This window comes from Burkholderia anthina (assembly GCF_902498995.1).
GTDB classification, from domain to species: domain Bacteria; phylum Pseudomonadota; class Gammaproteobacteria; order Burkholderiales; family Burkholderiaceae; genus Burkholderia; species Burkholderia anthina.
The window spans coordinates 17,455-41,511 of record NZ_CABVLY010000028.1; the positions used below are offsets into that span (position 1 = coordinate 17,455).

The 24,057-nt window shown below is 62.5% G+C and carries 25 protein-coding genes; 16 read left to right on the forward strand and 9 right to left on the reverse strand.

The annotated features are described in order from the left end of the window. Window positions 1-52 precede the first annotated feature (52 nt). From BME24068_RS28565 to BME24068_RS28580, 4 genes are all read right to left on the reverse strand, one after another. The gene (locus BME24068_RS28565; protein WP_096500393.1) at window positions 53-484 is read right to left on the reverse strand and encodes a DUF2000 domain-containing protein; all 432 of its coding nucleotides are present in this window, start codon (window positions 482-484) and stop codon (window positions 53-55) included. Window positions 485-552: 68 nt separating this feature from the next. Next, window positions 553-1,767 carry a fatty acid desaturase gene (locus BME24068_RS28570; RefSeq protein ID WP_174928060.1) on the reverse strand — a complete coding sequence of 405 codons (1,215 nt, stop codon included), beginning with the start codon at window positions 1,765-1,767 and terminating at the stop codon, window positions 553-555. A gap of 148 nt (window positions 1,768-1,915) precedes the next feature. After that, entirely contained in the window at window positions 1,916-2,779 is an 864-nt protein-coding gene (locus BME24068_RS28575; RefSeq protein ID WP_162826155.1) for a phytanoyl-CoA dioxygenase family protein, read from the reverse strand. Window positions 2,780-2,952: 173 nt separating this feature from the next. Beyond that, window positions 2,953-3,825: a DUF6202 family protein gene (locus BME24068_RS28580; protein WP_096500399.1), complete on the reverse strand. Its 873-nt coding sequence runs from the start codon at window positions 3,823-3,825 to the stop codon at window positions 2,953-2,955. Between the two features lie 426 nt (window positions 3,826-4,251). On the opposite strand from BME24068_RS28580, the gene BME24068_RS28585 reads away from it, so the two are divergent. After that, complete coding sequence (locus BME24068_RS28585) at window positions 4,252-4,854, forward strand: TetR/AcrR family transcriptional regulator (protein ID WP_239007936.1); 603 nt, start codon at window positions 4,252-4,254, stop codon at window positions 4,852-4,854. Between the two features lie 437 nt (window positions 4,855-5,291). Here BME24068_RS28585 and BME24068_RS28590 read toward each other — a convergent pair whose 3' ends face one another. From BME24068_RS28590 to BME24068_RS28600, 3 genes are all read right to left on the reverse strand, one after another. Beyond that, window positions 5,292-5,888 (reverse strand): pyridoxamine 5'-phosphate oxidase family protein, encoded by a 597-nt coding sequence (locus BME24068_RS28590; RefSeq protein WP_174928061.1) that lies wholly within the window; start codon window positions 5,886-5,888, stop codon window positions 5,292-5,294. A 91-nt stretch (window positions 5,889-5,979) separates the two neighbouring features. Next, the gene (locus BME24068_RS28595; RefSeq protein ID WP_096500549.1) at window positions 5,980-6,168 is read right to left on the reverse strand and encodes a hypothetical protein; all 189 of its coding nucleotides are present in this window, start codon (window positions 6,166-6,168) and stop codon (window positions 5,980-5,982) included. 10 nt (window positions 6,169-6,178) lie between these two features. After that, the gene (locus tag BME24068_RS28600) at window positions 6,179-7,378 is read right to left on the reverse strand and encodes an aminotransferase-like domain-containing protein (RefSeq protein WP_096500405.1); all 1,200 of its coding nucleotides are present in this window, start codon (window positions 7,376-7,378) and stop codon (window positions 6,179-6,181) included. 498 nt (window positions 7,379-7,876) lie between these two features. On the opposite strand from BME24068_RS28600, the gene BME24068_RS28605 reads away from it, so the two are divergent. The 3 genes from BME24068_RS28605 to BME24068_RS28615 all read left to right on the forward strand — a co-directional run bounded on the left by BME24068_RS28605 (window position 7,877) and on the right by BME24068_RS28615 (window position 10,259). After that, a complete protein-coding gene (locus BME24068_RS28605; RefSeq protein WP_096500551.1) occupies window positions 7,877-8,623 on the forward strand; it encodes a glucose 1-dehydrogenase in 747 nt (248 codons plus the stop codon). 156 nt (window positions 8,624-8,779) lie between these two features. Then, window positions 8,780-9,634 carry a DJ-1/PfpI family protein gene (locus tag BME24068_RS28610; protein ID WP_174928062.1) on the forward strand — a complete coding sequence of 285 codons (855 nt, stop codon included), beginning with the start codon at window positions 8,780-8,782 and terminating at the stop codon, window positions 9,632-9,634. A gap of 142 nt (window positions 9,635-9,776) precedes the next feature. Beyond that, window positions 9,777-10,259 carry a YybH family protein gene (locus BME24068_RS28615; RefSeq protein WP_174928063.1) on the forward strand — a complete coding sequence of 161 codons (483 nt, stop codon included), beginning with the start codon at window positions 9,777-9,779 and terminating at the stop codon, window positions 10,257-10,259. Window positions 10,260-10,354: 95 nt separating this feature from the next. On the opposite strand, the gene BME24068_RS28620 is transcribed toward BME24068_RS28615, so the two are convergent. Continuing rightward, the gene (locus BME24068_RS28620) at window positions 10,355-11,302 is read right to left on the reverse strand and encodes a GlxA family transcriptional regulator (RefSeq protein WP_174928101.1); all 948 of its coding nucleotides are present in this window, start codon (window positions 11,300-11,302) and stop codon (window positions 10,355-10,357) included. A gap of 65 nt (window positions 11,303-11,367) precedes the next feature. Here BME24068_RS28620 and BME24068_RS28625 point away from each other — a divergent pair, with 65 nt between their 5' ends. The 7 genes from BME24068_RS28625 to BME24068_RS28655 all read left to right on the forward strand — a co-directional run bounded on the left by BME24068_RS28625 (window position 11,368) and on the right by BME24068_RS28655 (window position 18,170). Beyond that, the gene (locus tag BME24068_RS28625) at window positions 11,368-11,619 is read left to right on the forward strand and encodes a hypothetical protein (protein ID WP_174928064.1); all 252 of its coding nucleotides are present in this window, start codon (window positions 11,368-11,370) and stop codon (window positions 11,617-11,619) included. A gap of 290 nt (window positions 11,620-11,909) precedes the next feature. Next, complete coding sequence (locus tag BME24068_RS28630; protein WP_174928065.1) at window positions 11,910-13,091, forward strand: serine hydrolase domain-containing protein; 1,182 nt, start codon at window positions 11,910-11,912, stop codon at window positions 13,089-13,091. Between the two features lie 451 nt (window positions 13,092-13,542). Continuing rightward, the gene (locus tag BME24068_RS28635; RefSeq protein WP_096500417.1) at window positions 13,543-14,889 is read left to right on the forward strand and encodes an MFS transporter; all 1,347 of its coding nucleotides are present in this window, start codon (window positions 13,543-13,545) and stop codon (window positions 14,887-14,889) included. 56 nt (window positions 14,890-14,945) lie between these two features. Then, on the forward strand, window positions 14,946-15,917 hold the full coding sequence (locus BME24068_RS28640) for a dipeptidase (protein ID WP_096500419.1): 972 nt from the start codon (window positions 14,946-14,948) through the stop codon (window positions 15,915-15,917). A 25-nt stretch (window positions 15,918-15,942) separates the two neighbouring features. Then, the gene (locus BME24068_RS28645) at window positions 15,943-16,521 is read left to right on the forward strand and encodes a DUF5943 domain-containing protein (RefSeq protein WP_174928066.1); all 579 of its coding nucleotides are present in this window, start codon (window positions 15,943-15,945) and stop codon (window positions 16,519-16,521) included. 35 nt (window positions 16,522-16,556) lie between these two features. Then, window positions 16,557-17,129, forward strand: coding sequence for a PAS and helix-turn-helix domain-containing protein (locus tag BME24068_RS28650; protein WP_096500424.1), 573 nt, complete (start codon window positions 16,557-16,559; stop codon window positions 17,127-17,129). A 144-nt stretch (window positions 17,130-17,273) separates the two neighbouring features. Next, entirely contained in the window at window positions 17,274-18,170 is an 897-nt protein-coding gene (locus tag BME24068_RS28655) for a DMT family transporter (RefSeq protein WP_174928067.1), read from the forward strand. A gap of 257 nt (window positions 18,171-18,427) precedes the next feature. On the opposite strand, the gene BME24068_RS28660 is transcribed toward BME24068_RS28655, so the two are convergent. Next, on the reverse strand, window positions 18,428-19,174 hold the full coding sequence (locus tag BME24068_RS28660) for a GntR family transcriptional regulator (RefSeq protein WP_096500553.1): 747 nt from the start codon (window positions 19,172-19,174) through the stop codon (window positions 18,428-18,430). Window positions 19,175-19,348: 174 nt separating this feature from the next. Here BME24068_RS28660 and BME24068_RS28665 point away from each other — a divergent pair, with 174 nt between their 5' ends. From BME24068_RS28665 to BME24068_RS28685, 5 genes are all read left to right on the forward strand, one after another. Beyond that, complete coding sequence (locus BME24068_RS28665) at window positions 19,349-20,461, forward strand: porin (RefSeq protein WP_174928068.1); 1,113 nt, start codon at window positions 19,349-19,351, stop codon at window positions 20,459-20,461. A 38-nt stretch (window positions 20,462-20,499) separates the two neighbouring features. Then, on the forward strand, window positions 20,500-21,390 hold the full coding sequence (locus tag BME24068_RS28670; RefSeq protein ID WP_174928069.1) for an alpha/beta hydrolase: 891 nt from the start codon (window positions 20,500-20,502) through the stop codon (window positions 21,388-21,390). Further along, window positions 21,387-21,764 (forward strand): RidA family protein, encoded by a 378-nt coding sequence (locus tag BME24068_RS28675; RefSeq protein WP_174928070.1) that lies wholly within the window; start codon window positions 21,387-21,389, stop codon window positions 21,762-21,764. The genes BME24068_RS28670 and BME24068_RS28675 overlap by 4 nt, the downstream gene beginning before the upstream one ends. 70 nt (window positions 21,765-21,834) lie before the next feature. Then, complete coding sequence (locus BME24068_RS28680) at window positions 21,835-22,587, forward strand: SDR family NAD(P)-dependent oxidoreductase (RefSeq protein ID WP_174928071.1); 753 nt, start codon at window positions 21,835-21,837, stop codon at window positions 22,585-22,587. A gap of 110 nt (window positions 22,588-22,697) precedes the next feature. Continuing rightward, a complete protein-coding gene (locus tag BME24068_RS28685; RefSeq protein ID WP_203368174.1) occupies window positions 22,698-24,029 on the forward strand; it encodes an MFS transporter in 1,332 nt (443 codons plus the stop codon). Window positions 24,030-24,057 lie beyond the last annotated feature (28 nt).

A 24,057-nucleotide genomic window follows, 5' to 3' on the forward strand; every position in this document is an offset into this window, starting at 1 on the left:
GTGTAATCAAATGATCCGACGTGTGTCGGTACGCTTCACGGCTATTGCCTGACTATTGCTTGAACAACGAGAATCGCTTCGTGAGTGCCTCCACCCCCTCGCGTGCGCCAAAGATCACCACCACGACGAAGTCCAGTGCGTCGTCGAGCGCGGTGCGCGTTGCTTCCATCTGTGCTGCTGCCGACGCGCCGATCATCGAAGTCGTGAAAACGTTGTATGCGATGCTTGCGCTCGGCGCTTCCTTCACGCTGGAAAGAAGCACCCGAAGCTGGTTACTGTTCTTGGCTTCGAGAATGATGAACGGCGATTCATCGATCTTCGCCGCGAAATCGCACGCGACGTTCTGGTACTCCAGGAGATTGCCGACACCCGCAATGCCGGATAGACCAAATGCGGTGTGCGCCAGCGCATTCAGCACGACCGGAGCCGGATGCTTGCGGTTGATCACCGCCACGAACTTGCTTGCGTTGTCTGCGTATGCCATCTTTTTCGACCTGTCGTTTGAATCGGGTTGATACGAGAATTTCGATACCGGCCGGCGGCCTCGACTGCTCAGGAGCCATTCGCGGGCGACGTGCCGGCTGCCAGCTCCGATTCGGCGGGCAACGCCGCCGCTTGAGACATGTGGACAAACACATGCGCGATCATGTTTTCGATGCCCCACAGCTCGCGCTCTTCCATTCCGGCGGAATTGCCGCTATCGATCGCGCGTTGGCGTTCGAAGATCGCGTCAGGCCAACTTCGATGGCTGTGACCGACGGCACTGGCCAGGTGATGCCAGTCGTGTGCCGGCAGGTCTCCGACCAGGACGCCGACACGCATGGGAATGTGCATGAACAATGTCCTGCACCACCACCGAAGCCACACCCGGGTCGAAGGGACATTGCCGTCCGCGCCGGGAACGCATTCACCGCAAAACCGCCCATGGCAGCGTTCCGCGTAGACGCCCTGGTGAACGCCCGGCGCCGCGCCCACGAGCCAGACGTGTTCCGTCGAAAACTGCAGCAGCGCGCTCATTTGATAGAGAGCAGTCAACGGAAGCCACAGTGCAATCGCGGTTGCATTCACGCCAAAGCATGCGGGCATGACGACGACGAGCACGACAAGCCACACGACCACGAGACACTGCTCGATCGGTGGTCGCCTCAGGTTCGATATGACACGAGACTTGAGGAACCAGAGGTGGAAGACCGGCGAAAAAAGCGTGCTGATCAGGTTGTGATTCAGTTCGGCGATGGAACGCCCCGGACGGATGCCGAAGTTGAACAGCAAGGACGCGTCCGCGTCATCCCGTGTCGTGAAGACCGAACGCCGATGATGGTCGAGATGCTCCTGTTCGTACTCGATTTCGTTCTGCGCCAGAACAAAGATGGTCAGGCCTTTCGACACAAGGCCATTCATCCTGCTCCCACGCCTGAAAAGCGTCTCGTGTATTGCATGATGCCCATACACGACCTGAATCTTCCGGAGCAATCCGGCCAGGAACACCATCGCCATCGGCGCGACGACGTAACCCAATATGCGAAGCCAGTCTCTGGAAGACGTCAAAAGATACAAAAGCACCGCGCACGTCCCGATCGCCAGCAGGACATCCATGCCGAGGGAAAGCGCCGGATGGGGCGTGAACCACGCCTGCTCGTTCGGAAGCGGTTTGCCGGTCAGGCGCGTCCAGAGCGGTTGCGTCCATCCCGGGAAGCGCAAGTACGATGCCCGAACGGATATTCGAGGAATCTCACCTTCATTGGTTAGAGATTTAGGCAAAGTCATTTGTTTTCCTAAATATATTGCCTGGCATCCGATTCGCCGACGTGACGCGCCCTGCACCGCTCAGGGGCGCGTCGCCCTATACTCAGCCTGACGTACGAGTCCGAGGCCCATCGGCTCATCGTCGGGCAATGGTTCAGCCCCCGCTATCTCAGCCAACGACTTCCGCGCGCACACGACCGTCTTCCGGGCAGTCCCGGTTCGGCGACAGATCGCTGAACTCACGAGGCGTCAACGGCGAATAATCGCGCGCGGCGAGAAACTCCGGGCGCGGCGGGCGCGTCTGAACCGGCAGGTTCTTCACGCTGTTATAGGAAATGAATGCGACGCGCCGGTCGAACGGGGAGATATTGACGCCCGATGCGTGGAACAGATTCGCGTGAAAGACGACGATGTCTCCCGCTTTCCCCTTCGGGGCGTCCATGCCGTGCAGGCGGACCATCTCGCGCAGCACGTTCCGATCGACGGTGTAGCGAAGCTTGGCCGTCGTGTTGCTGAGCCAGTCGCTCTGCTTGTCGTACGTGTCGATCGTATGCTTGATGCTCTCCTTGAAGCCGTCCACATGCGACCCGGGTATCACGGTCAGCGGCGCATTGAACTCGGTCACATCATCCAGAAACACGGCGACGGTCAGGAACTGCGGTTCGGGCAGTTCGTCCTCGCGATGGTAGAAGGTCATGTCCTGATGCCATTCCCACACATCGCCGACGAACGCGGCCTTGATGTTGAGCTTGAACTGGTGGACGTATACGTCCTCGCCCAGTACGAACTTCGCCGCCCCCAGAAGGGTCGGGTGCCGACACAACGTTGCCAGCGCTTCGTTGCGAAGGTGCGCTCCGTGGAGCCCGCGAACCGTCTTGCCATCCACTTCGGTCACGCGCCCCGGATCCGTGGTGTCGTTCATGCATTCGTCAGCCGCCTTGCGGAGAATGTCCAGCCCGGCAGCGTCGATTACTTTCGGAACGGTAAAGTACCCTTTATCAAGAAACTGCTGCTTGAAGGTAGCGTTCTGCATCGTCATGCTCCAGTACTTGTTTTCGCATTGTGGTTGGGGCGGACATCAAAGCCCTGCGACCATGCCTTCTATCGGCACGTCGTCAGTAAAACGTTCAGGTGTAGCGCATGGCCCGATTGCCATTCACATAACGGATACTTCGACTCCGCACCCCGTCGGCAGAAAAGCGATCGTCACGCGGCAGCCGCGACGGGCGCTCGTGCTCCGGACAGGTGGAGAAAGTCGGCGAACTCGTTCAGTGCGATATTCCAGTACGCCGCGTAAGTCCGGGTGAGCTGCAACATGCGCGCCTGCTTCTCCGCGGTATCGGCGATTGCCGTGGTGCCCGTGTCGTCGTCGCTCACTGCCTTGTGATGTTCGACCTCGGCGTGGATGTGGGAATCCATCCATTGGAAGTGTTCCGGCCGGGAGAACAGGCGACCGCCGTCGACGTCGACTCTGGAGAAGACGCGCTTGAATGCCACCGTGATGTCCAGCGCGATGGCCTCCACGACACGCAGTTGCACGGCGGCGCCGAGCGGGTCATGCGCGAGCTGGCGCATATTTTCGATGAGTCGCTTCCCGCCCGGTCCGAGCAGGTTCGACGTATCGTTCGCCCCATCGCCCAACGTCGCCTTGAGCGGATCGACGATGGCGCTTTCCCACCATGCGTAGTGCATGCCGGCCGGCCCGGCCGGGGCGACCTCCTTGAACACCGACATGACGTTGGACAGGTCGTCGCCAATAACCTGGAATACGGTCTGGATCGCCGTCAGGAGATTGGTGTTCGGGTGAACCTCGGCATCGGCCTCGGACGCCATCAGGCCCAAACCTGCCAGCGACGTGAACATGAACGCCTTGGTGATCTCGCGCCAACCGTGCGCGATACCCAATGCGGCCAACGGCTCGATCGACTTCACCGCCTTGGCTTCCACAAAAAAGCGGTTCGTTTCCGTCGTCAGATGCGATGCCTCGAGGCACGCGGCAATCTGGGCATCGAAGTCCGCCAACGGTGCATGGTCACGTTTCGAGTCTGCGTTGATCGTCGATTCGACTGCGTTCGTCATAATATGCATTCCTTATGAATGTAAATAAAAAGAAGAACATCACGAAGCTGCGAGTTTCCCAATACGTGCCGACTGCCGAACTTCCATGCATACAGAACCGACTCTCGCCCAATCGACATCCACCGCTCACGTCCGTCACTCTTGATGAGGAACGGGTGGCAACGCGACCAGGAACGCCTGTTGACTCTCGAGAGCCTTCTCTGTTCACTACAAAGCTGAATTTGAGGATTGCTTATTTGTTTTTGTTCATTTGCTTAGTCGGTCAATCGCCGGTCAGACGCGCTGGCCTGCCCGACCTTCCAACGCAACAGCGGGTTGTCCGCGAACTTGGCCCTTGACCTGTCGCGATTTGAACTATAATTGTCAGCATAGTCAACGTTGACACTCCGGTCAACGATTTTTTGAGGAGGCGACGGACCTATGGCAATGACTCGGCAATTCGATGAAGACGCAGTCCTCGAGAAGGTTCTGGAAATCTTCTGGATAAAGGGCTGGAAGGCGACCTCCATGGCTGACCTGGCAGAAGCAGCGAATGTTCAGCGAGGCTCGCTGTACCACGCGTATGGCGGCAAGGAGCAGCTCTTCCAGCTTGCGTTCGATCGATATGCGACCCGGGTACTTGACGAGACACGGGCGGCACTGAATGCGCCATCCGCGCATACCGCACTGCAGCAGTTTTTCGAGAGCTCGATTGCCAGCATGACCGCGCATGTCCCGCCCCGCGGCTGCCTGACGACCAAGAGTGCGATCGAAGCGGACGCATCCGCCGACAATATCCAGGACAGTGTCCGCGGTCTGCTCAAGAATCTGGAAAATGCGATCGTCGAGGCGCTGTCGCGGGACGAGATCCGCGCGTCGCTTGCCCAGTCCCCGGAAGCGACGGCTCAAATGATCATTACCTTCACGCGCGGACTCGCGGTGATGGAGCGCATCAACCACGATCCGGAGCAGTTGCGCGAGATGTGTGACCATCTCGTCAATTTGCTGTACTCGGACAACAGCCAGGCACTGGCGGCCGTCAATACCTAGGCAACCCGGAGATTGGGCGGGCTTTCGCCACGCAAGTCGCCCGCATCGTCATCCTGCCGCGCATCACGCGCGACAGTCACTGCTGATCGTCGCTTGTGCTCGCGAGTTCGCGGCCTGCAAGCGCACGATGTACGCACGCCAGATCGCGCCGATTCCGAGCACTTCGATGCATCCCCATTCCAGACGGTCCATCCACACGCACCGGAACCCCATCATTCGTCACTGCCGACGATGATTCCCGGGCGTGCCGCGAGCGACGTGGCAACCGGTCGGTCTGATCGTTGCTCACGGTGATGCACGAACGTTGCCCTGTTCAGCGCCCTTACCCGGTTTCCCTTCGAACACGCACAGGTCACGCGGCCCCCCATTCGACAGTCCGATACCCCCCGGATTTGCCGGGCATGTACGCATTTGTCGCAGCGATACGGACGCCGTCGTCAGGGAGCGATCCAGCGGCCTTCGTCGCTGTCGTCGCTCACGTCGAATACCGCGCGCCGATGGCCGCTGCGGGCGAGGTCGAGCCAGTCGATGCGCGTCACCTTGACGTGAAGCAGGCAGAAGTTCCGATAGCCGTCGTCGGCGGGCGTGGCGTCTTGGCTCGCGGCAACGTGCGCTTCTTCGGGCGACTCGATCAGCGTGCCCGGTCGCAACGGCGCGCGATACAACAGCAGCGTATGCGGACGGCTCGATTGCCAGATCGCACGACGTTGCGCTTCGTCGTCGCAAATCGATGCGACGCCTTCCGCGCGAATCTGCACGAGCGCATCGAGATCGTTCGCGACGATCGCGATACGCGGATCGCGGCGCAGCTCCGCGACCTTTTCCGAACGCGCATCGGTATGGAACGACAGCAGGCGATCGGCGCGGCTCACCTGCCGCAGCACGATCGTGCGTACTTTCGGCGCGCCGTCGAGGCCGAGCGTCGCGGCCTGCAGCATCGTGAACGACGAGCGCTGCGCGCTGACGCCGGACTCGAGACAGGACCACAGACGATCGTACGTCTGCGCAAGCGATTCGGAAGCGGTATCGGACATGATGATGCGGCGATCCTGCGTGATTCGATCGCGCCAGCTTAACCGTTTTGGCGGTGGCGCCCTCGCCCGCTGCTCGCCGCCGCCGCGCGGTTCAGTTGTAACCGAGCACGACCGGCGCCGCGTCGTTCATGTCGGTCGAATCGGCGCCGAAGCGGCCGAGCACGTCGGCGACATACTGCGGGCCCGCGTTGATCTGCGATGACTTGTGCTCGACGGGACGGATGTCGGCCATGCCCGGCGCTTCGTCCATCCATGCGGTGTCGTTGATGATGAAGTTCATGTGTGTCTCCTCACGCGGCCAGCGCCGCACCATACGCGCGCACGAGGCGCGCGACGCCTTCCCGGATCGCGTCGACGTCCGGTGCGGCGAACGACAGGCGCAGCGATGCGGCATCGACGTTGTCCGCGAAGAATGCCTTGCCCGGCACGAACACGATCCTGTTCGCGATCGCCTGCTGCAGCAGCACATCCGACGACACCGCGCCGATTCGCGCCCACACGAACATCCCGCCTTCGGGACGATGGAACGTGATCGCATCGCCGAAGCCGTCGCGCAGCGCGTCGCACATCGCGTCGCATTTGCGCTGGTAGGCCGCCGCGATGCGCGGCAGATGGCGTTCGAGCGCGCCGTCGGCGAGATATTCGGCGGCGGTGGCTTGCGTCCACGGCGTGCTGCACAGGTCGACCGTCTGCTTCGCGATCACGCAGCGCCGTGCGATCTCGGCCGGTGCGATCGTCCAGCCCACGCGCAGCCCGGGCGCGACGATCTTCGACAGGCTCGCGAAGTGCACGATCCAGTCGCGCGCGCCGTCGACTTCGCTCGCGAGCGCGAGCATCGACGGCACAGCTTCGCCCGCGAAACGCAGGTCGCCGTAGGGATCGTCCTCGACGATCAGGAAACGGTATTGCACGGCCAGACGCAGCAGCTTCACGCGGCGTTCGCGCGTGAGCGTCGCGCCGGTCGGGTTCGCGAAGGTCGGCACCGTGTACAGCAGCTTCGGCTGCACGATCTCGCCCGATGCGAGTCGCGACGCGAGGCGATCGACGTCGAGGCCATCGCCGTCGACAGGGATCGTCACGATGCGCGCCTGCTGCAGACGCATCGCCGACAGCGTCGCCGGATACGCCGGTTGTTCGGTCAGCACGACGTCGCCCGGCGCGACCATCACGCGCAGCAGCAGATCGAGGCCCTGCTGCGAACCGGTCGTGACGAGCAGTTCGGCCGGCGTGCAGGTGACGTTGCGGCGCGCCATCAACGCGATCAGTTGTTGCTTCAGTTCGGCGAGACCGTCGGTCGGACCGTACTGCAGGCAGCGGACCGGCTGCGCGTATGCGCGTTCGGCGGCCGCGTTCAGGCCGTCGACGTCGAACAGGTCGCTGGCCGGGTAGCCGCCCGCGAAGGAAATCATCCCCGGTTCGGAGAGGTACTTGAACAGCTCGCGGATCGGCGAACCGGCAGGATTCTGGAATGAGGGCGTGAACGCGTACATGTCGTCGTGAGCTGGATGGCAGGGACGGCCGGGATAGCCGACAAGTGCCGCCCGCCGCGGCGCTTCTGCGCACAACGGCGGTGAATTCGAGCCACGATTGTCGATAGTCATTAACGCGGCGGCAAACGATATCTATGCACTAGGTCTTGCGGTTTGGTCATTAATTGGGGGGAGGTTCCAGTGCAACAGGCCCTCCGCCGGCCACGCCGTCGTCGGCAACGCACCGGGCAATTCGGCCGCGCCGACAGGCTTGCCGGCAATCGTCCGCCCCCCCCCTTTCCGAAACGATTCGCCGTCACGGATCGCGCACACACACCGCAACGCGCGAGTGACCCGTCAAAATCGAAGTGACGCTTTTTGAGGGTTATACGACCTTTGAGCCATTCACCTCAAGTTCCATAATTTGCACCGGATATCAGGTCGAAGCGCGGGCGCGAACGCAATCGCGCTGGCGGCCTTTCGGTTTGATCGATCTCAACGCAGAGAAAGGAACAGATGATGAGGCTCAAGAACAAGACGGCCCTGATTACGGGCGGCACCAGTGGCATCGGCCTTGCAACCGCCAGGCGCTTCATTGCGGAAGGCGCCCGGGTAGCCGTGACCGGTCGCGACGAAAGCGCGTTCGAACGCGTGAGGGCCGAGCTCGGAGAGAACGCGCTCGTGCTCAAGGGCGATGTCCGTTCGATCGCCGACATGCGGACAATCGCCGCCGAGGTGAACGAGCGGTTCGGCGGCCTGGATATCGTGTTCGCCAACGCGGGTTGGGCTTTCCCGTCCGCAGTCGGCGACATCGACGAAGACCTTTATGACGGGATCATGGACATCAACGTCAAGGGCGTGGTGTTCACGCTTCAAGCCGTACTGCCGCAGCTACGGGATGGCGCGTCGGTCATCCTCAACACGTCGTTCGTCGCGCAGACCGGCAAGCATGGCATTTCGTTGACGGCGGCGGCCAAGGCCGCCGTGCGATCGCTTGCCCGCAGTTGGTCCTACGAGTTTCTCGACCGCAAGATCCGCTTCAACGCGATTGCGCCGGGCGCGATCGACACGCCGCTGCTCTCGAGATGGGGCATGCCGGACGAGTGGGTCCGCGACCGCAAGGCCGAGTTTGCCCAGGCGATTCCGGTGGGCCGCATGGGTCAAGCCGAGGACATCGCCTACGCGGCACTTTATCTTGCCAGCGACGAATCGTCCTATGTCGTCGGCACCGAACTGGTTGTCGATGGCGGGGCTTCGCAGCTTTAAGCCTTCGCCCGTCGTTCCCGATGCGGCACACGCCGGTTCGGCGCAACGCATTCACATCGTCATCACACGTCCGCCACGCGCTTCGTCGCGAGGTCTTTCAATCCGGCCGACCTGGTTGTACTTGCAGAGGAGGCCTAAGTGCAAGGAGAGGTTAACTTGACCGATCACACGAAAAACGACAACGCCAGCGAGAAACTCACCCGCGCAGGCCACTCGCGCCGCGATGCCCTCAAGTTCGGGAGCGTCGCCACGCTCGGCGCCGTCCTGGGCGGCGGGGCCCTGCTTGGCCGCGCCACGCCTGCTTTCGCGCAGGCAGACAGCGCGGCAGAACTCGCGCCGAGCGAGCCGCTCAATATCCTGATCGTGAATTACGACGGCGGCACCCTGCTCGATTTCGCGGGCCCCAGCGAGATTTTTCATCGGCTGCCGAACACGCATGTTCGCTACGCGAGCCTCAACGGGGGCAACGTGACCCTCGAATTCGGCGTCGTCTATGGCAACACCGAACGACTGGCCGATATCGAGAAGACCGACCTGATCCTCGTTCCCGGCGGGTCCGATTTGTCGGCACCGATGCGCCCGGCGTATCAAGCGCAGATCCGGCGTCTCGCCGAAAGCGCGAAACACGTCACGTCGGTGTGCAACGGGTCGCTCGTGCTCGCCGCAACGGGCGTGCTCAAGGGCAAGCGAAGTGCCTGCCATTGGGCGTTCGTCAACAAGCTGTCCGAATATGGCGCCATCCCCGTGCCGGATCGCTTCGTGGAAGACGACCACGGCCGCTTCATGAGCGGCGGTGGCGTAACGGCGGGCATCGACTTCGCGCTGCGCGTTGCCGCCAGGCTACGCGGCCGGCAGGCCGCTGAATTCACGCAACTCGCGATCGAATACGACCCCGCTCCACCGTTCCATTCCGGCCACCCGCGAGATGCGCGGCCGGAGGTCATCGCGATGGTCGACAAGGAACTGCCCGGCGCATCCAGCGGTCTCGCGCGCATCCCGGGCGTTCGCTGAGCAGCCTTGCAGGCAAGGTTTGCGCGGCCTGCACAGGCCGCGACGAAAAACGCAATCGGCCTTGCCTGCGTCACCTGCGCAACGCTGCAACGCTGCAACGCTGCAACGCTCTTCAATTCAAGCCACCACTGGAAATCATCGAATGCAACAGATCCGCTTTTGTACCGCCGCTCTTGCAGTCTGCGTCGCCTTTTCGGCATTTGCGGCGCAGGCCGTCGCCGGCGGTTCGCCACATCCGCCCGGTGCGGCGATCAAGGCCGAGAACGCGCGCTGGGCAGAAGCCTTCGCGCGCGGAGACTACGCGGCGATCGGCCGCCTCTATACGAACGATGGCACGCTCTTGCCGCCGGGCGGCGACAAAATAACCGGGAGCCGCGCAATCACCGAGTACTTCACCAAGGGGTATGCCGGATCGAAACCGGCTACCGTATCGTTCAGCAATTATGAGTTCTACGGGAACGACCGGGTCGTGACGGAGGTGTCGGATGCGGAAGTCCGCGACCACGACGGAAAGCTCCAATACCGCGGCAAGCAGACCCTCGTTTTCCTGAAGCAGGCCGGCGCCTGGAAGCTGCATCGCGACATGTGGAACGACTACGGTCCGCTGAAACCCGAAGGCAATTGAGCGCCCGGCGCAGCGCGGACAATCGCTTGCCGGAAATGCCGGCGCGCCATCAGGCTCGTGCTGGCCGAGCGGCGCGCTGATGGACTGTCGATCGATCAGCGCTCGCCGTTCAATCGGCTCTGACGCCGGATCGATTGCGGCGGGTGTCCGTGCAATTTGACGAATGCCCGCCGCATCCGCTCGGGATCCGTGAATCCCACCGCGAGCGCAATCTGTTCGATCGGCTCGCTACCGTCCTGCAGGCGCAGCCGTGCGGCTTCGACCCGCAAACGCTCGACCGCCCTGGCCGGCGTCTCGCCGGTTTCCCGACGAAACGCGCGGCCGAATTGTCGCGGACTTAATCTCGCCGCGTCGGCCAGCCGCTCGACGGGCAGCGCTTCGGTCAAATGTTCGCGAGCAAAATTCAGCGCGATGCGGATACGATCCGACTCCGGCTCCATGTGCGACATCGCGGAAAATTGCGACTGACCGCCCGGCCGTCGATACGGAACGACCAGCAGCCTCGAGACGGCGCGCGCAACGTCCGGCCCCATGTCTCTTTCAATCATCGCGAGCGCCAGGTCGATGCCGGAGGCGATGCCCGCCGACGTCCAGATGTGGCCATCCGCGATATAGATACTGTCGCCCTCGACCCGTGTAAGCGGGAAACGCGACTGCAATTGCGCCGTGTATCGCCAGTGCGTCGTGGCTCTGCGGCCATCCAGCAAGCCGGTTTCCGCCAGCAAAAAGGCGCCCGTGCACACGCTTGCGACCCGCGATGCCTTGGCGCCCAATTTCCGGGCAGCGGCGATGTTCTCCGAGGTCTGCATCGGAGCGATGTCGCCGCCCACGAAAACGACGGTGTCGAACGTTCGTCTCCCGATCGGCTTCGTCTCGATCGGCATGCCCACATTGCCGAGAACGGGGCCGCCCGGCTGAGAAATGACATGCAGATCGTACGGGGTATGGCCGGCGGCCGTCGCCACCTGATTGAACGCGGAAAGCGGTCCGCCGAGATCGAGAACATCGTACCCACGGCAGACGAAGAATCCAATTCGATGCATGACGAATGAGTCAAAGGGAATTCCGATAAAGGCGTATTTTACGGAAAAACCTCGAATCCCGACATATGGCTTCACATGACGGAAAAACGTCCGGCCGGCGCACGAACACGCTACGGGTAACGGGCGCGCTGTCTTGCGCGAATGCTGTCGGCATGCTGAACAGCGCGGCGGTTACCGTCGCCGCGCTCGACACGATGATGCGCATGAGCGAGCCGGTATCGCGGGCGGGCGGGTGGGTGGGTGGGTCACTCGGTGTGCCCTCCAACGCGCATCCGGTCGGCGATCGTCGTGTCGTCGATGGCGGCGGCAAAAAATAGGCCCGCGCCGAGAGGCGCAGGCCGAGCGGAGCTAAAACAACACCTTGGGGGGGACAAGGCGAGACCAGTCTAGCCCGTTACGGCTCAAAGAAGATTTCAGCCCGGATTACAGCTATTACTCCATATGACGAAGTGCCGGTCGCCGTCGCGCTCGCCCAAGTGATGACATATCGCTCGCGCCCGCATGCCGGCGCGCCCGGCACTCGTAGCCCTTTTCCATGTACGGGTTAACGCCGCTTCCGGCAAACCCCCCTAATATGACGAGCAGACCCACCACGACGGAGTCCCGGATGACCGCCACGCCCTCATCGTCACCGCAACCGCAAACCGATCCGGCGCTCGTCGCGCGCATCGACGCGGTCCTGTCCCGCCAGTTCGACACGCAGCGCCTCGTCGGCGCGGTCGTGCTGGTCGCGCACCACGGCGAGCTCGTCTATCACCGCGCCGCCGGATTCGCCGACCGCGAGTCGCGCACGCCGATGCGCGAAGACACGCTGTTCAGGCTCGCGTCGGTGACGAAGCCGATCGTCTCGACGGCTGCGATGGCGCTCGTCGCACAACACAAGCTGTCGCTCGACGAAGACGTCACGCGCTGGCTGCCCGATTTCCGCCCCGCGCTGCCTGACGGCCGCGTGCCGACGATCACCGTGCGCCAACTGCTCACGCATACGGCCGGCCTCGGCTATCGCTTCTCGGAAGCCGACGCGAATGGCGTCTATGCCCGCGCGGACATCTCCGACGGCCTGGATGCCGCGTCGATCACGCTCGGCGAAAACGTGCGCAGGATCGCGAGCGTGCCGTTGCTGTACGCCCCCGGAACGAGCTGGAACTATTCAGTCGCGATCGACGTCGTCGGTGCGCTGATCGAGGCTGTCTGCGGCGTGCCGCTCGGTGACGCGATCGATGCGCTCGTGCTGCGTCCGCTCGGTGCGCGCGACACGGCGTTCGTCGCACGCGATGCCGCACGGCTCGCCACCCCTTACGTCAACGACACGCCGCAGCCGCATCCGCTCGCGGAAAACGAGACGGTTCCCATCGTCGAAGGGTTCGTCGGCGTGACCTACTCCCCGTCGCGCGCGCTCGATGCGCATGCGTTCCCGTCGGGCGGCGCCGGCATGGTCGGCACCGCCGGCGACGTGCTGAAGGTGCTCGACACGCTGCGCGCGGGCGGCGGTGCGCTGCTGCCTGCCGCGCTGGCCGACGAGATGGGCCGCGTACAGACGGGCGATGTCGAGTTGCCGGACCGGCCCGGCGTGGGTTTCGGGATCGGTTTTTCGGTGTTGCGCGACCCGCAGGCGGCCGCGTCGCCGGAATCGGCGGGCACCTGGCGCTGGGGCGGTGTCTACGGCCACTCATGGTTTGTCGACCGCGCCCGCGGGCTCACCGTCGTGTCGCTATCGAACACGCTGTATGAAGGGATGAACGGGCAATACACGGTCGATCTGCGCGATGCCGTCTATGGCGTGCGGTAACGCGTGGAATGGAAAGGCCCGGCGAAGCCGGGTCGACAAGATCGGCGTGCGGCGTCGGAATCGAACGCCGGTCACTCCCCGCACTCGATTCCCGCCGGCAAAACCAGCCCCGATCGGACAGTGTCGTCATTTGTCGCCCCGGGGCATCAGGAATTGGTCAATCTGGTTTTATTGCGGCCCAGGGGACACACATTGCCAGCCGGCAATTTGTAGCCCAAGAGATACAAAAACACGTGAAGGCTACTCAATCCACGTTAGCCGGCTCTGCCTCCGACTACCGGTTGAACGCCCCGCCGGGCCCCGCGTGACCGGCGTCTATCTCGCAACCCCTCGTCACGCGCCCCACCCCGCCCCCGATTACCTAGGTAATTGACACGTATAGACCTAGGTAATTGGCGTCCCTAGTATGGTTTCGACGCGAATCGAGCGCGCATCTGAAAAGGACACGACCATGAGCACCCAAAACGTCGACACCAAAACGTTACGGCGCGTGATCGCCGCGGCGTCGATCGGCAACTTCGTCGAGTGGTTCGATTTCGCCGCATACGGCTTTCTCGCCACGATCCTGACGCGCGAGTTCTTTCCGAGCGGCGACCCGACCATCGGACTCCTGAAGACTTTCGCCGTCTTCGCGGTGGCATTCGCATTCCGTCCGCTGGGCGGCCTGATCTTCGGCGTCATCGGCGACCGCATCGGACGCAAGCGCACGCTCGCGCTGACCATCCTGATGATGGCGGGCTCGACGACGCTGATCGGCCTGCTGCCGACCTACGCAAGCATCGGATACTGGGCGCCCGTGCTGCTCACGATCATTCGCTGCGTCCAGGGCTTTTCCGCAGGCGGCGAATACGCGGGGGCATGCGCCTACGTGATGGAACACGCGCCGCGCCGCCGTCGCGCCTTCTTCGGCAGCTTCGTGCCGGTATCGACGTTCTCGTCGTTCGCCTGTGCGGCCGTGGTCGCCTATCTGCTCGAGTCGTCGCTGTCGTCGCAGGCGATGATCGACTGGGGCTGGCGCGTGCCGTTCCTGATCGCCGCCCCGGTCGGCCTCATCGGCGTCTACCTGCGGGTCAACCTGAATGAAACGCCGGCGTTCCAGGCGCTCGAAGGCAAGCACGACATCGCGCACGCACCGCTGATGGAAACGCTGCACTCGCAGTCGTGGAATATCCTGAAGCTCGGTGCGTTCGTGTCCGTGACCGCGCTGTCGTTCTACACGTTCACCACCTATTTCGCGACCTACCTGCAAGTGGCCGGCCACCTGTCGCGCGGCACGTCGCTGCTCGTGACGGTCCTCGCCCTGCTGTTCGCCGCGGCGCTGTGTCCGGTTGCGGGCTTGTTCTCCGATCTCGTCGGCCGCCGCGCCACGATCGCAAGCACCTGCATCTTCATCATCGTGTCGGTCTATCCGGCCTTCTCGCTGGGCGGCTCGGGCGTGTTGTCGCACTCGCTGGCCGGCGTCGCGCTGCTCGCCATCGGCGCGGTGTTCTCGGGTGTGGTGACGGCCCCGCTGATGTCGGAAGTGTTCGCGACGAAGACCCGCTACACGGCCTCCGCGATCACGTACAACCTCGCCTACACGATCTTCGGCGGCACCGCGCCGCTCGTCGCCACGTGGCTGATCTCCGCGACGGGCACCAACCTGTCGCCGGCGTACTACCTGATCGCGGTGTCGATCTTCGCGATGATCGGCGGGCTGGCGCTGCCGGAAACGTCGAAGACCGCGCTCGAAGATGCCGGCCCGGCAACGGGCAGAGCCGCCCAGTCCGCAAAGCGCGGCGTCGAACGCGCCGTTTGAACACACGTCCGGCTCGTCGAGCCGGCCTGCAAAAAATCAACGCATCGAGAGACACCATGACGAGCCTTCACGACTCCAGCATCATCATCGACGGCCTGAACATTTCCAAGTTCGAGCGATCGGTGTTCGAAGACATGCGCAAGGGCGGCGTCACGGCCGTCAACTGCACGGTCTCGGTGTGGGAAGACTTCCAGAAGACGATCGACAACATCGCGGAAATGAAGCAGAAAATCCGCGAATACAGCGAGATCCTCACGCTGGTGCGCACGACGGACGACATCCTGCGCGCGAAGCGGGAGAACAAGACCGGCATCATCTTCGGCTTCCAGAACTCGTATGCGTTCGAGGACAATCTCGGCTATATCGAAGTGTTCAAGGAACTCGGCGTGAATGTCGTGCAGCTCTGCTACAACACGCAGAACCTGGTCGGCACGGGCTCCTACGAACCGGACGGCGGCTTGTCCGGATACGGCCGCGAAGTGATCCAGGAGATGAACCGCGTCGGCATCATGGTCGATCTGTCGCACGTCGGCGCGAAGACGTCGTCCGATGCGATCGCGTGCTCGAAGAAGCCGGTCACCTACTCGCACTGCTGCCCGTCCGGGCTGAAAGAGCATCCGCGCAACAAGACGGACGATCAGCTGCGCGAGATCGCGGAAGCCAACGGCTTCGTGGGCGTCACGATGTTCATGCCGTTCCTGCGACGCGGCGCCGACGCCACCATCGACGACTATCTCGAAGCGATCGAATACGTGATAGACGTGATCGGCGAGGACAAGGTCGGTATCGGCACGGACTTCACGCAGGGCTACAGCACGGAATTCTTCGACTGGATCACGCACGACAAGGGCCGTTATCGCCGCCTGACGGATTTCGGCAAGGTCATCAACCCGGAAGGCATCCGCACGATCGGCGAATTCCCGAACCTGACCGCCGCGATGCAGCGCGCCGGCTGGAGCGAGTCGCGCATCAGGAAGGTGATGGGCGAGAACTGGCTGCGGGTCTTCGGCGAAGTCTGGAACGTCTGAGCCGCACCACGCACACGTCGCCGCCATGCAGCCCCAACTGCCCATCGACGTCGATCCGGACACCGGCGTCTGGACCACCGACGCATTGCCGATGCTGTACGTCCCGCGCCACTTCTTCACGAACAATCACGTGGCGGCCGAGGAAGCGCTGGGACGCGAAGCCTATGCGTCGATCCTCTACCCGGCCGGCTACAAGTCGGCCTATCACTGGTGCGACAAGGAGGCGAAGCAGCACGGCATCGGCGGCATGGCGGTGTTCGAGCACTACCTGAAGCGGCTGTCGCAGCGCGGCTGGGGGATGTTCAGCATCGCCGAAGCCGATCCGGCGACGTCGCATGCGCGCATCCATCTGCACCACTCGTCCTTCGTGCTGGCCCGGCCCGACGCGCACGGCAAGCTCTGCTACATGTTCGCCGGCTGGTTCGCCGGTGCGATGGACTGGGTCAACGACACCGCGGCCGACGGGGCGAGCAAAGGCCCGCGCGCGTATTCGTCCGAAGTGCAATGCGCGGGCGAGGGGCACGCGTGCTGCATCTTTCGTGTCGAGCCGCTCGCGCGGCAAGCGCTACAGCTACAATCGGACTGGAGTGAACCTGCCCGATAGCCTGGGTCCGAATCCGGTTCGGGCCCGTCGACGCGATGCCGAACATGACCGACACGATGCCCAGCCTCGACTACGAAGATCTCTTCCGGCATCTGCCGGTCGCGGCCATCGTGGCGAAGGAACGCATCATGGTCGACTGCAACGACCGCGCGCTGCACCTGTTCAGGGCGACCCGCGACGACATCATCGATCAGTCGTTCGCGAAGCTGTATCCGGAGCAGAAGGACTTCGCGACGACCGGCCGCCGCCTGGCCCCGCTGCTCGCGAAACACGCGGGCTTCAGCGACGACCGCATCATGCGGCGCATCGACGGCAGCCATTTCTGGGTCACCGTCTGCGGCTTCGGCTACAACCCGAAGCGCCCCTTCGAGCTGGCCATCTGGACCTTCACCGACCTGTCGGGCGACACGAAGCATCCCGACGTCACCAGCACGCTGACCGAACGCGAGCGCGACGTCGCCGCATTTCTGGTGCATGGCCTGACGAGCAAGGAAATCGGCAAGGAGCTGAACATCAGCCCGCGCACCGTCGACATCCATCGCGCAAGCCTGTTGCGGAAGTACGAAGTCCGGACGACACACGATCTCATCGCCCGCCTGCTGGCTTGAATCGCACACGCGCGTGACGCCGCGCACTTACCTAGGTAAGCAGCGCGCATGGACCCGCATCATGCGAGTCCTTATCCTCTTCATACCCCCGGACAGCGTACGTGATGCGCAACGCATCACGATTTTCCTCGAACGATCGCCATCATGAAGCTCGCACGCGTCGCATTCCTCCTGCTCGGCCTCTTCTGGGGATCCAACTTCATCTACATGAAGTACGCGTCGCAGTTCATCAGCCCGATGCAGATCGCCTTCGTGCGCGTGCTGTTCGGCTTCCTGCCGCTGGCGTTCGTCGCGTGGCGACGAAAAGTCATTCACGTTCGCCAGCTACGCCACCTTCACCACTTCATCGTGATGGGGCTCGTCGCAACCGCGTTCTACTATTTCGCCATCACGCAGGGCACCGCGCTGCTGCCGTCCGGCATCGCGGCCGTGCTCGGCAATGCGGCCGCGCTCTTTACCGCGATCTTCTCGGCGCTCTTCCTGAAATCCGAAAGGCTCAATCGCGTGATGGCGGGCGGCGTGCTGCTCGGATTTCTCGGGATCACGCTGATCGCCCGCCCGTGGGAGGGCGCCGGCAGCACGATCGCGCTGTCCGGCGTGTTCTGGCTCCTGACGAGCTCGCTCGTGCTCGGCCTCTCGTACGTCTACGTGCGTGCGTTCCTGAGCCCGCTGCAATTGCCGCCGCTCACGCTGGCGACGTGGCAGATGGGAATCGCGGTCGTCGCGCTGGCGGCCGTCACGCATTTCGACGGCATCTCGCACATCGCCGGCCATCCGCTGGCGGGAATCGGCCTCGTGGTCGGCGGCGGCATTCTGGGCACCGGGATCTCGTTCCTGCTGTATTACTACCTGCTGGACGAATTCGGCGCGGTGGCGTCGTCGGGGGCGACCTACATGGCGCCGGCCGTCGCGCTGCTGATCGGCTGGGCCGTCGGCGAGAAATTCGGCCCGCCGGAGTGCGTCGCGCTCGTTCTGATCATCCTGAGCGTGGTGACGCTGCATCTCGGGCGGCAGCGCATGGTTCAGCGCGCGATGTCGTAGGAAGCGGTTTTCCCGCCGGTCGGTCTCGGCAAAGAAAGGGCTTCGTGGGTTTCTGTGGATGTGAATGTTGCTTGCTGACCCGCTACGGCCACTCGAGCGATCCGGGCTAACATCAGGCTACGGACGGGTTCAGGGTTTGCGCCGTTGCACCATGTAGCGAGCGTCGAGTACCGCGTCCAGCCGGTACGAGAAAGAGAGCGCACACGCGAGTGCTTGCTCTGATCATCCTTCACGGACCTGCTGTTCGCCCAAATCGGTCAATCAAACAACTTGGAGACGATCTGGGCGGTTTCGTCGATATGTGCCCGCAGCAATTCGCATGCTCGCTCGGTCTCGCGCTTGAGCACTGCATCCATCAAGTCCTGATGTTCTATCACGATGTCGCGCGCTAGCGCGGCCTGCGATTGCGGGTCGACGATACGTATGCGCCGGTAGCGTTCAGAATGCCTCACAAGCTGCTCGTCGATACGACGCAGCCAGTTTGACCGAGCAGCCGCCAACAGCGCGAAGTGAAAGCGCCGGTGCGCGAGTTCCCACCGATGCCCCGCCTCGATGTCGTCCGGGGCAGGCAACGGCGTGTGCACGAGCTTGTAGAACGCTGCGCTGATCTCCGCCCCCCAATCTTCATCGCCATGCTTGATCGCGTCGGCCAGCAGTTCCGTTTCGATCTTCTTGCGCGTGTCGACGATGTCTAGCAGGTCGTCCCTGGACATCTCCGCGACGCGAAAACCTCGCTGGCCTTCGTTTGCAACGAGCCCGTCGCAGCTAAGCAGCATCAACGCCTCGCGGATCGGGCTGATGCCAACGCCATACCGGTCTTGCAAAGCCTGCGGCCGCAGCTTTTCACCAGGCCGAAACTGACCTGCCAGCAGATCGTTCTGCAGGATTTCGTACGCATGTTCCGCAAGCGTCGCCTTGCCGGTATCTGCCGGTGCTTGCGGCCGCCCGCGCTGTGCGGTTTGTCCCGGATGCCCCACGTTATTGACCTCCCAGCGTTTCCCCATCGCCACAATCATCGCACAAATTTACACATTACAGAACATTCAGTGTAAACCACTAAATTTATGCAAATCATAAAATTTATATAGACAGTAGATTTTGTAAACAATAATGTTTTTCATAGCGCGATGCAGTGGGCATCGAGCGCGCCACCAGAGCGAACCTGATTGGAGAGGGGAATGAAGCGTTATCTGCTGCTGTTTTGTGTTTCGGCCGGCATTGCCGGGCCCGCGTGTGCCCAAAGCAGTGTGACGTTGTACGGGCTGATTTCCGAAGGACTGATGTACACGAACAATGCCGGGGGTCAAAAACAGGTACAGATGGCGAGCGGCATCCAGCAGGGATCGCGTTTCGGCCTGAAGGGCAGCGAGGATCTGGGCGGCGGCACCAGGGCGGTCTTCACGCTCGAAAATGGATTTAGCATAACGAACGGTACGCTTGGTCAAGGTGGTCGAATGTTCGGCCGCCAGGCCTTCGTCGGCATGACGAACGAACGATTCGGAACGCTGACGTTCGGCCGCCAGTACGACACGATGTCGCAAAGCCTCGGCGGATTCGAAGCGGCACAGCAGTTCGCGACCTACGGGCCGCCGATCGGCGACAACGACAACCTGTTCCCGACCTTCCGGCTCAACAACAACGTGCAGTACCAGAGCCCGACCCTATCCGGACTGCAGTTCCTGACGTCCTATTCGTTTTCGAACAAGGCAGACGGATTCGCCGACAACAGCGACTTCAATGTCGGGCTCACGTACGCCAACGGCCCGGTGAATCTGGCTATTGCCTATCACTCGCTGCTGTCGCCGAACGATACGGGCAACACCGGCGGCGCCGTATCCGGCGACTACGGCCTCTTTTCGCCCTTCGCGTCCAGTGCACAGGGTGCCGGGATCCGCAAACAACAGATGTATGGCGCGGGGGCGTCATATACGCTCGGCGCCGCGCGCTTCTCGTTGCTGTATACGCACACGCAGTTCGATTACCTGGACCACTCGAGCCTCGGCCTCAGCAACTATGAAGTCACGGCGACCGACTATCTGACGCCCACCGTGCTCATCGGCCTCGGCTACATCTACACCGACGGTCGCTATGCACAGACCGGCAAAACGCCGAAGTGGCACCAGGTGGACACAGGCATCGACTGGTTCTTGTCGAAGCGCACCGATTTGTTCCTCGTCGGCATCTACCAGAAGGCCGCTGGCGATGCGCAATTCGCGCAGATCTACGACAACTCGCCGTCGAGTTCGAAACAGCAGGTTTCCGTGTCGCTCGGGATCCGCCACAAGTTCTGATCCGAACTATTCCCAATCCTAAGCAATACGTGAATAGCATGAACACCCATCGCATAATCTCCAGCCGGGAGCCCCTCCGTCCCCAGCCGCCTCTGCCGTTCGAGGCCGCACAAACCTACGAAACGACCGTGCTCGAATGGTCGGGTGAGGCGCTGCCGGATACCATCGAAGTAGTGAAGAACTGCGCGTATGGCCCGCACGAGCAGCACAGGTACGACGTATTCGGCGCTACGGGTTTGCGCCACGCGCCGATTCTCGTGTTCTGGCATGGCGGCGGCTGGACCAACGGCTACAAGGAGTACGTGTCGTTCATGGCGGACGCGGTCACACGGTTGGGCATGGTGCTGGTCGCGCCAACATACCGGCTCGCTCCGGAGAACCGCTTGCCGGCCGCATTCGACGATGCGCTCGCCGCGCTGGGTCACGTGATCGGTCATGCGTCGAGTTTCGGTGGCGATCCGGGGCGGCTGTATCTGGCCGGGCACTCGGCAGGCGCACAGATCGCGGCGCTCGTGGCGCTGCGACGCCGCGATGTCGCACAGGCCGGGATTGATCCTGACTCGATCCGCGCGTGCCTGCCGATCAGCGGTGTGATGGACTTGCACCATCCGGAGCCCATACCCGGCAGCATGGAAGAACGCGTCTACTCGATGGTGCTGCGCGATGCGGCCGAAGACGCATTGATGAGCCCGCTCTGCTGGACTGCGTGCAATACCGTGCCAATGTACCTGTCTTACGGCGAATTCGACAGCGAGCGCGTGATCCGCGCGAACCAGCGGATGGCCGCGCTGCTCGCGCAACAACCCGCCGATTGCTCCGTCCATATGGAACCCATGCTCGATCATTTCGCAACCCACACCACCCTGCGCCACGCAGACGGTGCGTGGTACAGGCGACTGGAACAGTTGATCAAACGGAGTCCAGCATGAAGGAAAACATCGACATTGGATTGCCCCGGCTCGCCCAGCCATTTTCGTGGGCAGTCAAGGGGGCGGGCCTGCTGTTCACGACTCACGGACCGGTGCGGGCAGACGGCTCGATCGAGACCGGCTCAATCGGGCAGCAAGCGCGCCTCACACTGGAAAACGTACGCCGCGCCGTCAATGCCGCCGGTGCACAGATGAGTGACGTCGCGCAGGTGCTTATCTATCTCGTCGACGAGAGCGACATGGCGGCCGTCGATGCCGTCTATCGCGAATTCTTTGCGCCACCCTATCCGAACCGTTCGAGTGTTGCCGTGAGATCGCTGGTTGCCCCCGGGATGCGGATCGAAATGGTGGTTTATGCCGTGCTTGAGACGTGAGTGGGCCACGGTGCCCACTCGACGCTCATTAACCTGAAACCGGATTTTGTCAGCTAAAAGGTAGTCCATCATGCAATCAACTGCTCATACCGCCGCCGAAAAGCAAACCGCGCTGGTCACCGGCGGCGCTTCGGGTATCGGCCTCGCAACCGTCGAGGTGCTGGCGAAGGCCGGCTTTCATGTGGTCGCAATCGACCGCAACGCCGACGCCGTTCAGCGGGCCGTCGACGAACTCAACGCGCGCGGACTCAGCGTCGCAGGCGGAGTCGCCGACGTCTGCGACCGGCGTCAGATCGTGGACATTCTGGATGCGCAGGCGCGCGTCGATGTGATGGTGTGCGCCGCCGGCATCTATGCCGCACGCTATTTCGATGAGATCTCCGACGACGATTTCCGACGCACACTCGAGGTCAATCTTCTCGGCGTATTCGTGTGTGCGCAGGAAGCAGCACGCCGCATGCAGGCTGGCGGGCGCATCGTTACCGTGTCGTCGCGCGGCGCGCTCGGAGGAAAAGGCTTCGCGGACTACGTTGCCTCCAAGGCGGGAGTGATCGGCCTCACGCGCGCGATGGCGATGGAACTGAAAGCGCGGCAGATCACGGTCAACTCCATCGCACCCGGCTTCACCGACACACCGATGACGCGCAGCATGCCGGCCGATCAGTATGCCTCGGCGGTGGCGCTCGAGCAAAGCGGCGCGGCCGCGTCGCCATACGACATTGCAGATGCGATTGCCTTCTTTGCATCGGCGGCAAGCCGCTTTGTGACGGGCCAGACGCTGTTCGTCGACGGAGGCAAGTCGCTGGGCGGTCTCGGCATCTAGCACGGCCCGCCTGAAACATTACGCGCGCGCGGCACAGACAAAAACCGGCGGCCCGCTGGCTCCGATCACGGAGACAGCGTTATTCATGTACCTCAATTTATGGAGCTACCGTGGAACACGAGCTCGAAAGATCGACAATCAGGAAGCTGACGGCACACCTGATTCCACTGCTTTTCATCATCTGGTTCGTCAACTATCTTGACAGAGCGAACATCGGCTTCGCAGCCCTGCAGATGAACAAGGAACTGGGCCTGACTCCGCAGATGTTCGGATTTGCCGCTGGTATCTTTTACCTCGGATACATCATCTTCGAAATTCCGAGCAACTTGCTGATGCGTCGCTTCGGCGCGCGAACGTGGATCGCGCGGATCATTTTCACGTGGGGTCTCGTGTCCATCGGCCAGGCCTGGATCGAAAGCCCTTACCAGCTGTACAGCGCGCGCTTTCTGCTCGGGGTGGCCGAAGCCGGCTTCCTGCCAGGCGTGATGTATTACCTGACCTACTGGTTTCCCGCCGAGTACCGGGCGAAGGCGATCGGCCAGGTCTATTCGGCCAATACGCTTTCCATTGTCGTTGGCGCGCCGCTGTCGAGCATCGTCATGTCGATGAGCGATCAGATGGCAGGTCTGTCGGGCTGGCGATGGATGTTCATCGTCGAGGGCGTTCCGGCCGTCGTTCTCGGTATCGTTACGTTTTTCTATTTGACCAATCGTCCCATCGACGCGAAGTGGCTGTCGGACTCCGAACGCGGATGGCTTGTCACGCGAATGGAGCAAGATCGTAAGTCTGCGGAAAAACTCGGGACGTCCAGTTTCCGTGTGGCGATGTCGAAGCCGATCGTGTGGATGCTCGGCCTGCTGTACTTCTGCATCGGCATTGGCTTCTTTGGCGTGTCCGTGTGGCTCCCGCAAGTGCTCAAGCAGATGTCCAGTCTGTCTCTCATACAGATCGGCTTCGTCAATGCGATTCCGTTTCTGCTCGGGACGATCGCGATGCTGGTGAACGGCAAGCATTCGGATCGCACGCGAGAACGCCGTTGGCACCTTGCGATTCCTCTCGCGATCGGAACGATCGGCCTCGTGGTCAGCGCCATGACTGCGGGAAATCCGCTGCTGTCGTTCTGCTTCATTTGCATCGCGACCACCGGCATCGTCGGCGCGCTTAGCGTGTTCTGGGCGGTACCGTCGACTTTTCTGAGCGGCGCTGGCGCCGCCGGTGGCCTTGCGCTGATCAACACGATCAGCGCGTTCTCCGGCTTCACCGCTCCGTATCTGATTGGCTGGATCCGCGGCATGACGGAGAATTTCACCGCCGCGACGTATGTCATGGCAAGCGGCATTGGCGTAGCAACTCTGCTTGCAGCGCTGTTGCCATATCCGGATCGCTTTAGAACGGCGGAGATGCCGATTGGGGCGCCGGCGCTGGGCTCCGAGGATAGGTGAGCCATGCTTGCCTATTGGGCGGCGTGAG

Excerpts from the sequence above, each read along its gene's own strand:
- BME24068_RS28565 (WP_096500393.1), bottom strand. The coding sequence starts at position 484 with ATGGCATACGCAGACAACGCAAGCAAGTTCGTGGCGGTGATCAACCGC.
- BME24068_RS28570 (WP_174928060.1), bottom strand. The coding sequence starts at position 1,767 with ATGACTTTGCCTAAATCTCTAACCAATGAAGGTGAGATTCCTCGAATA.
- BME24068_RS28575 (WP_162826155.1), bottom strand. The coding sequence starts at position 2,779 with ATGCAGAACGCTACCTTCAAGCAGCAGTTTCTTGATAAAGGGTACTTT.
- BME24068_RS28580 (WP_096500399.1), bottom strand. The coding sequence starts at position 3,825 with ATGACGAACGCAGTCGAATCGACGATCAACGCAGACTCGAAACGTGAC.
- BME24068_RS28585 (WP_239007936.1), top strand. The coding sequence starts at position 4,252 with ATGACTCGGCAATTCGATGAAGACGCAGTCCTCGAGAAGGTTCTGGAA.
- BME24068_RS28590 (WP_174928061.1), bottom strand. The coding sequence starts at position 5,888 with ATGTCCGATACCGCTTCCGAATCGCTTGCGCAGACGTACGATCGTCTG.
- BME24068_RS28595 (WP_096500549.1), bottom strand. The coding sequence starts at position 6,168 with ATGAACTTCATCATCAACGACACCGCATGGATGGACGAAGCGCCGGGC.
- BME24068_RS28600 (WP_096500405.1), bottom strand. The coding sequence starts at position 7,378 with ATGTACGCGTTCACGCCCTCATTCCAGAATCCTGCCGGTTCGCCGATC.
- BME24068_RS28605 (WP_096500551.1), top strand. The coding sequence starts at position 7,877 with ATGAGGCTCAAGAACAAGACGGCCCTGATTACGGGCGGCACCAGTGGC.
- BME24068_RS28615 (WP_174928063.1), top strand. The coding sequence starts at position 9,777 with ATGCAACAGATCCGCTTTTGTACCGCCGCTCTTGCAGTCTGCGTCGCC.
- BME24068_RS28620 (WP_174928101.1), bottom strand. The coding sequence starts at position 11,302 with ATGCATCGAATTGGATTCTTCGTCTGCCGTGGGTACGATGTTCTCGAT.
- BME24068_RS28625 (WP_174928064.1), top strand. The coding sequence starts at position 11,368 with ATGGCTTCACATGACGGAAAAACGTCCGGCCGGCGCACGAACACGCTA.
- BME24068_RS28630 (WP_174928065.1), top strand. The coding sequence starts at position 11,910 with ATGACCGCCACGCCCTCATCGTCACCGCAACCGCAAACCGATCCGGCG.
- BME24068_RS28635 (WP_096500417.1), top strand. The coding sequence starts at position 13,543 with ATGAGCACCCAAAACGTCGACACCAAAACGTTACGGCGCGTGATCGCC.
- BME24068_RS28640 (WP_096500419.1), top strand. The coding sequence starts at position 14,946 with ATGACGAGCCTTCACGACTCCAGCATCATCATCGACGGCCTGAACATT.
- BME24068_RS28645 (WP_174928066.1), top strand. The coding sequence starts at position 15,943 with ATGCAGCCCCAACTGCCCATCGACGTCGATCCGGACACCGGCGTCTGG.
- BME24068_RS28650 (WP_096500424.1), top strand. The coding sequence starts at position 16,557 with ATGCCGAACATGACCGACACGATGCCCAGCCTCGACTACGAAGATCTC.
- BME24068_RS28655 (WP_174928067.1), top strand. The coding sequence starts at position 17,274 with ATGAAGCTCGCACGCGTCGCATTCCTCCTGCTCGGCCTCTTCTGGGGA.
- BME24068_RS28660 (WP_096500553.1), bottom strand. The coding sequence starts at position 19,174 with ATGGGGAAACGCTGGGAGGTCAATAACGTGGGGCATCCGGGACAAACC.
- BME24068_RS28665 (WP_174928068.1), top strand. The coding sequence starts at position 19,349 with ATGAAGCGTTATCTGCTGCTGTTTTGTGTTTCGGCCGGCATTGCCGGG.
- BME24068_RS28670 (WP_174928069.1), top strand. The coding sequence starts at position 20,500 with ATGAACACCCATCGCATAATCTCCAGCCGGGAGCCCCTCCGTCCCCAG.
- BME24068_RS28675 (WP_174928070.1), top strand. The coding sequence starts at position 21,387 with ATGAAGGAAAACATCGACATTGGATTGCCCCGGCTCGCCCAGCCATTT.
- BME24068_RS28680 (WP_174928071.1), top strand. The coding sequence starts at position 21,835 with ATGCAATCAACTGCTCATACCGCCGCCGAAAAGCAAACCGCGCTGGTC.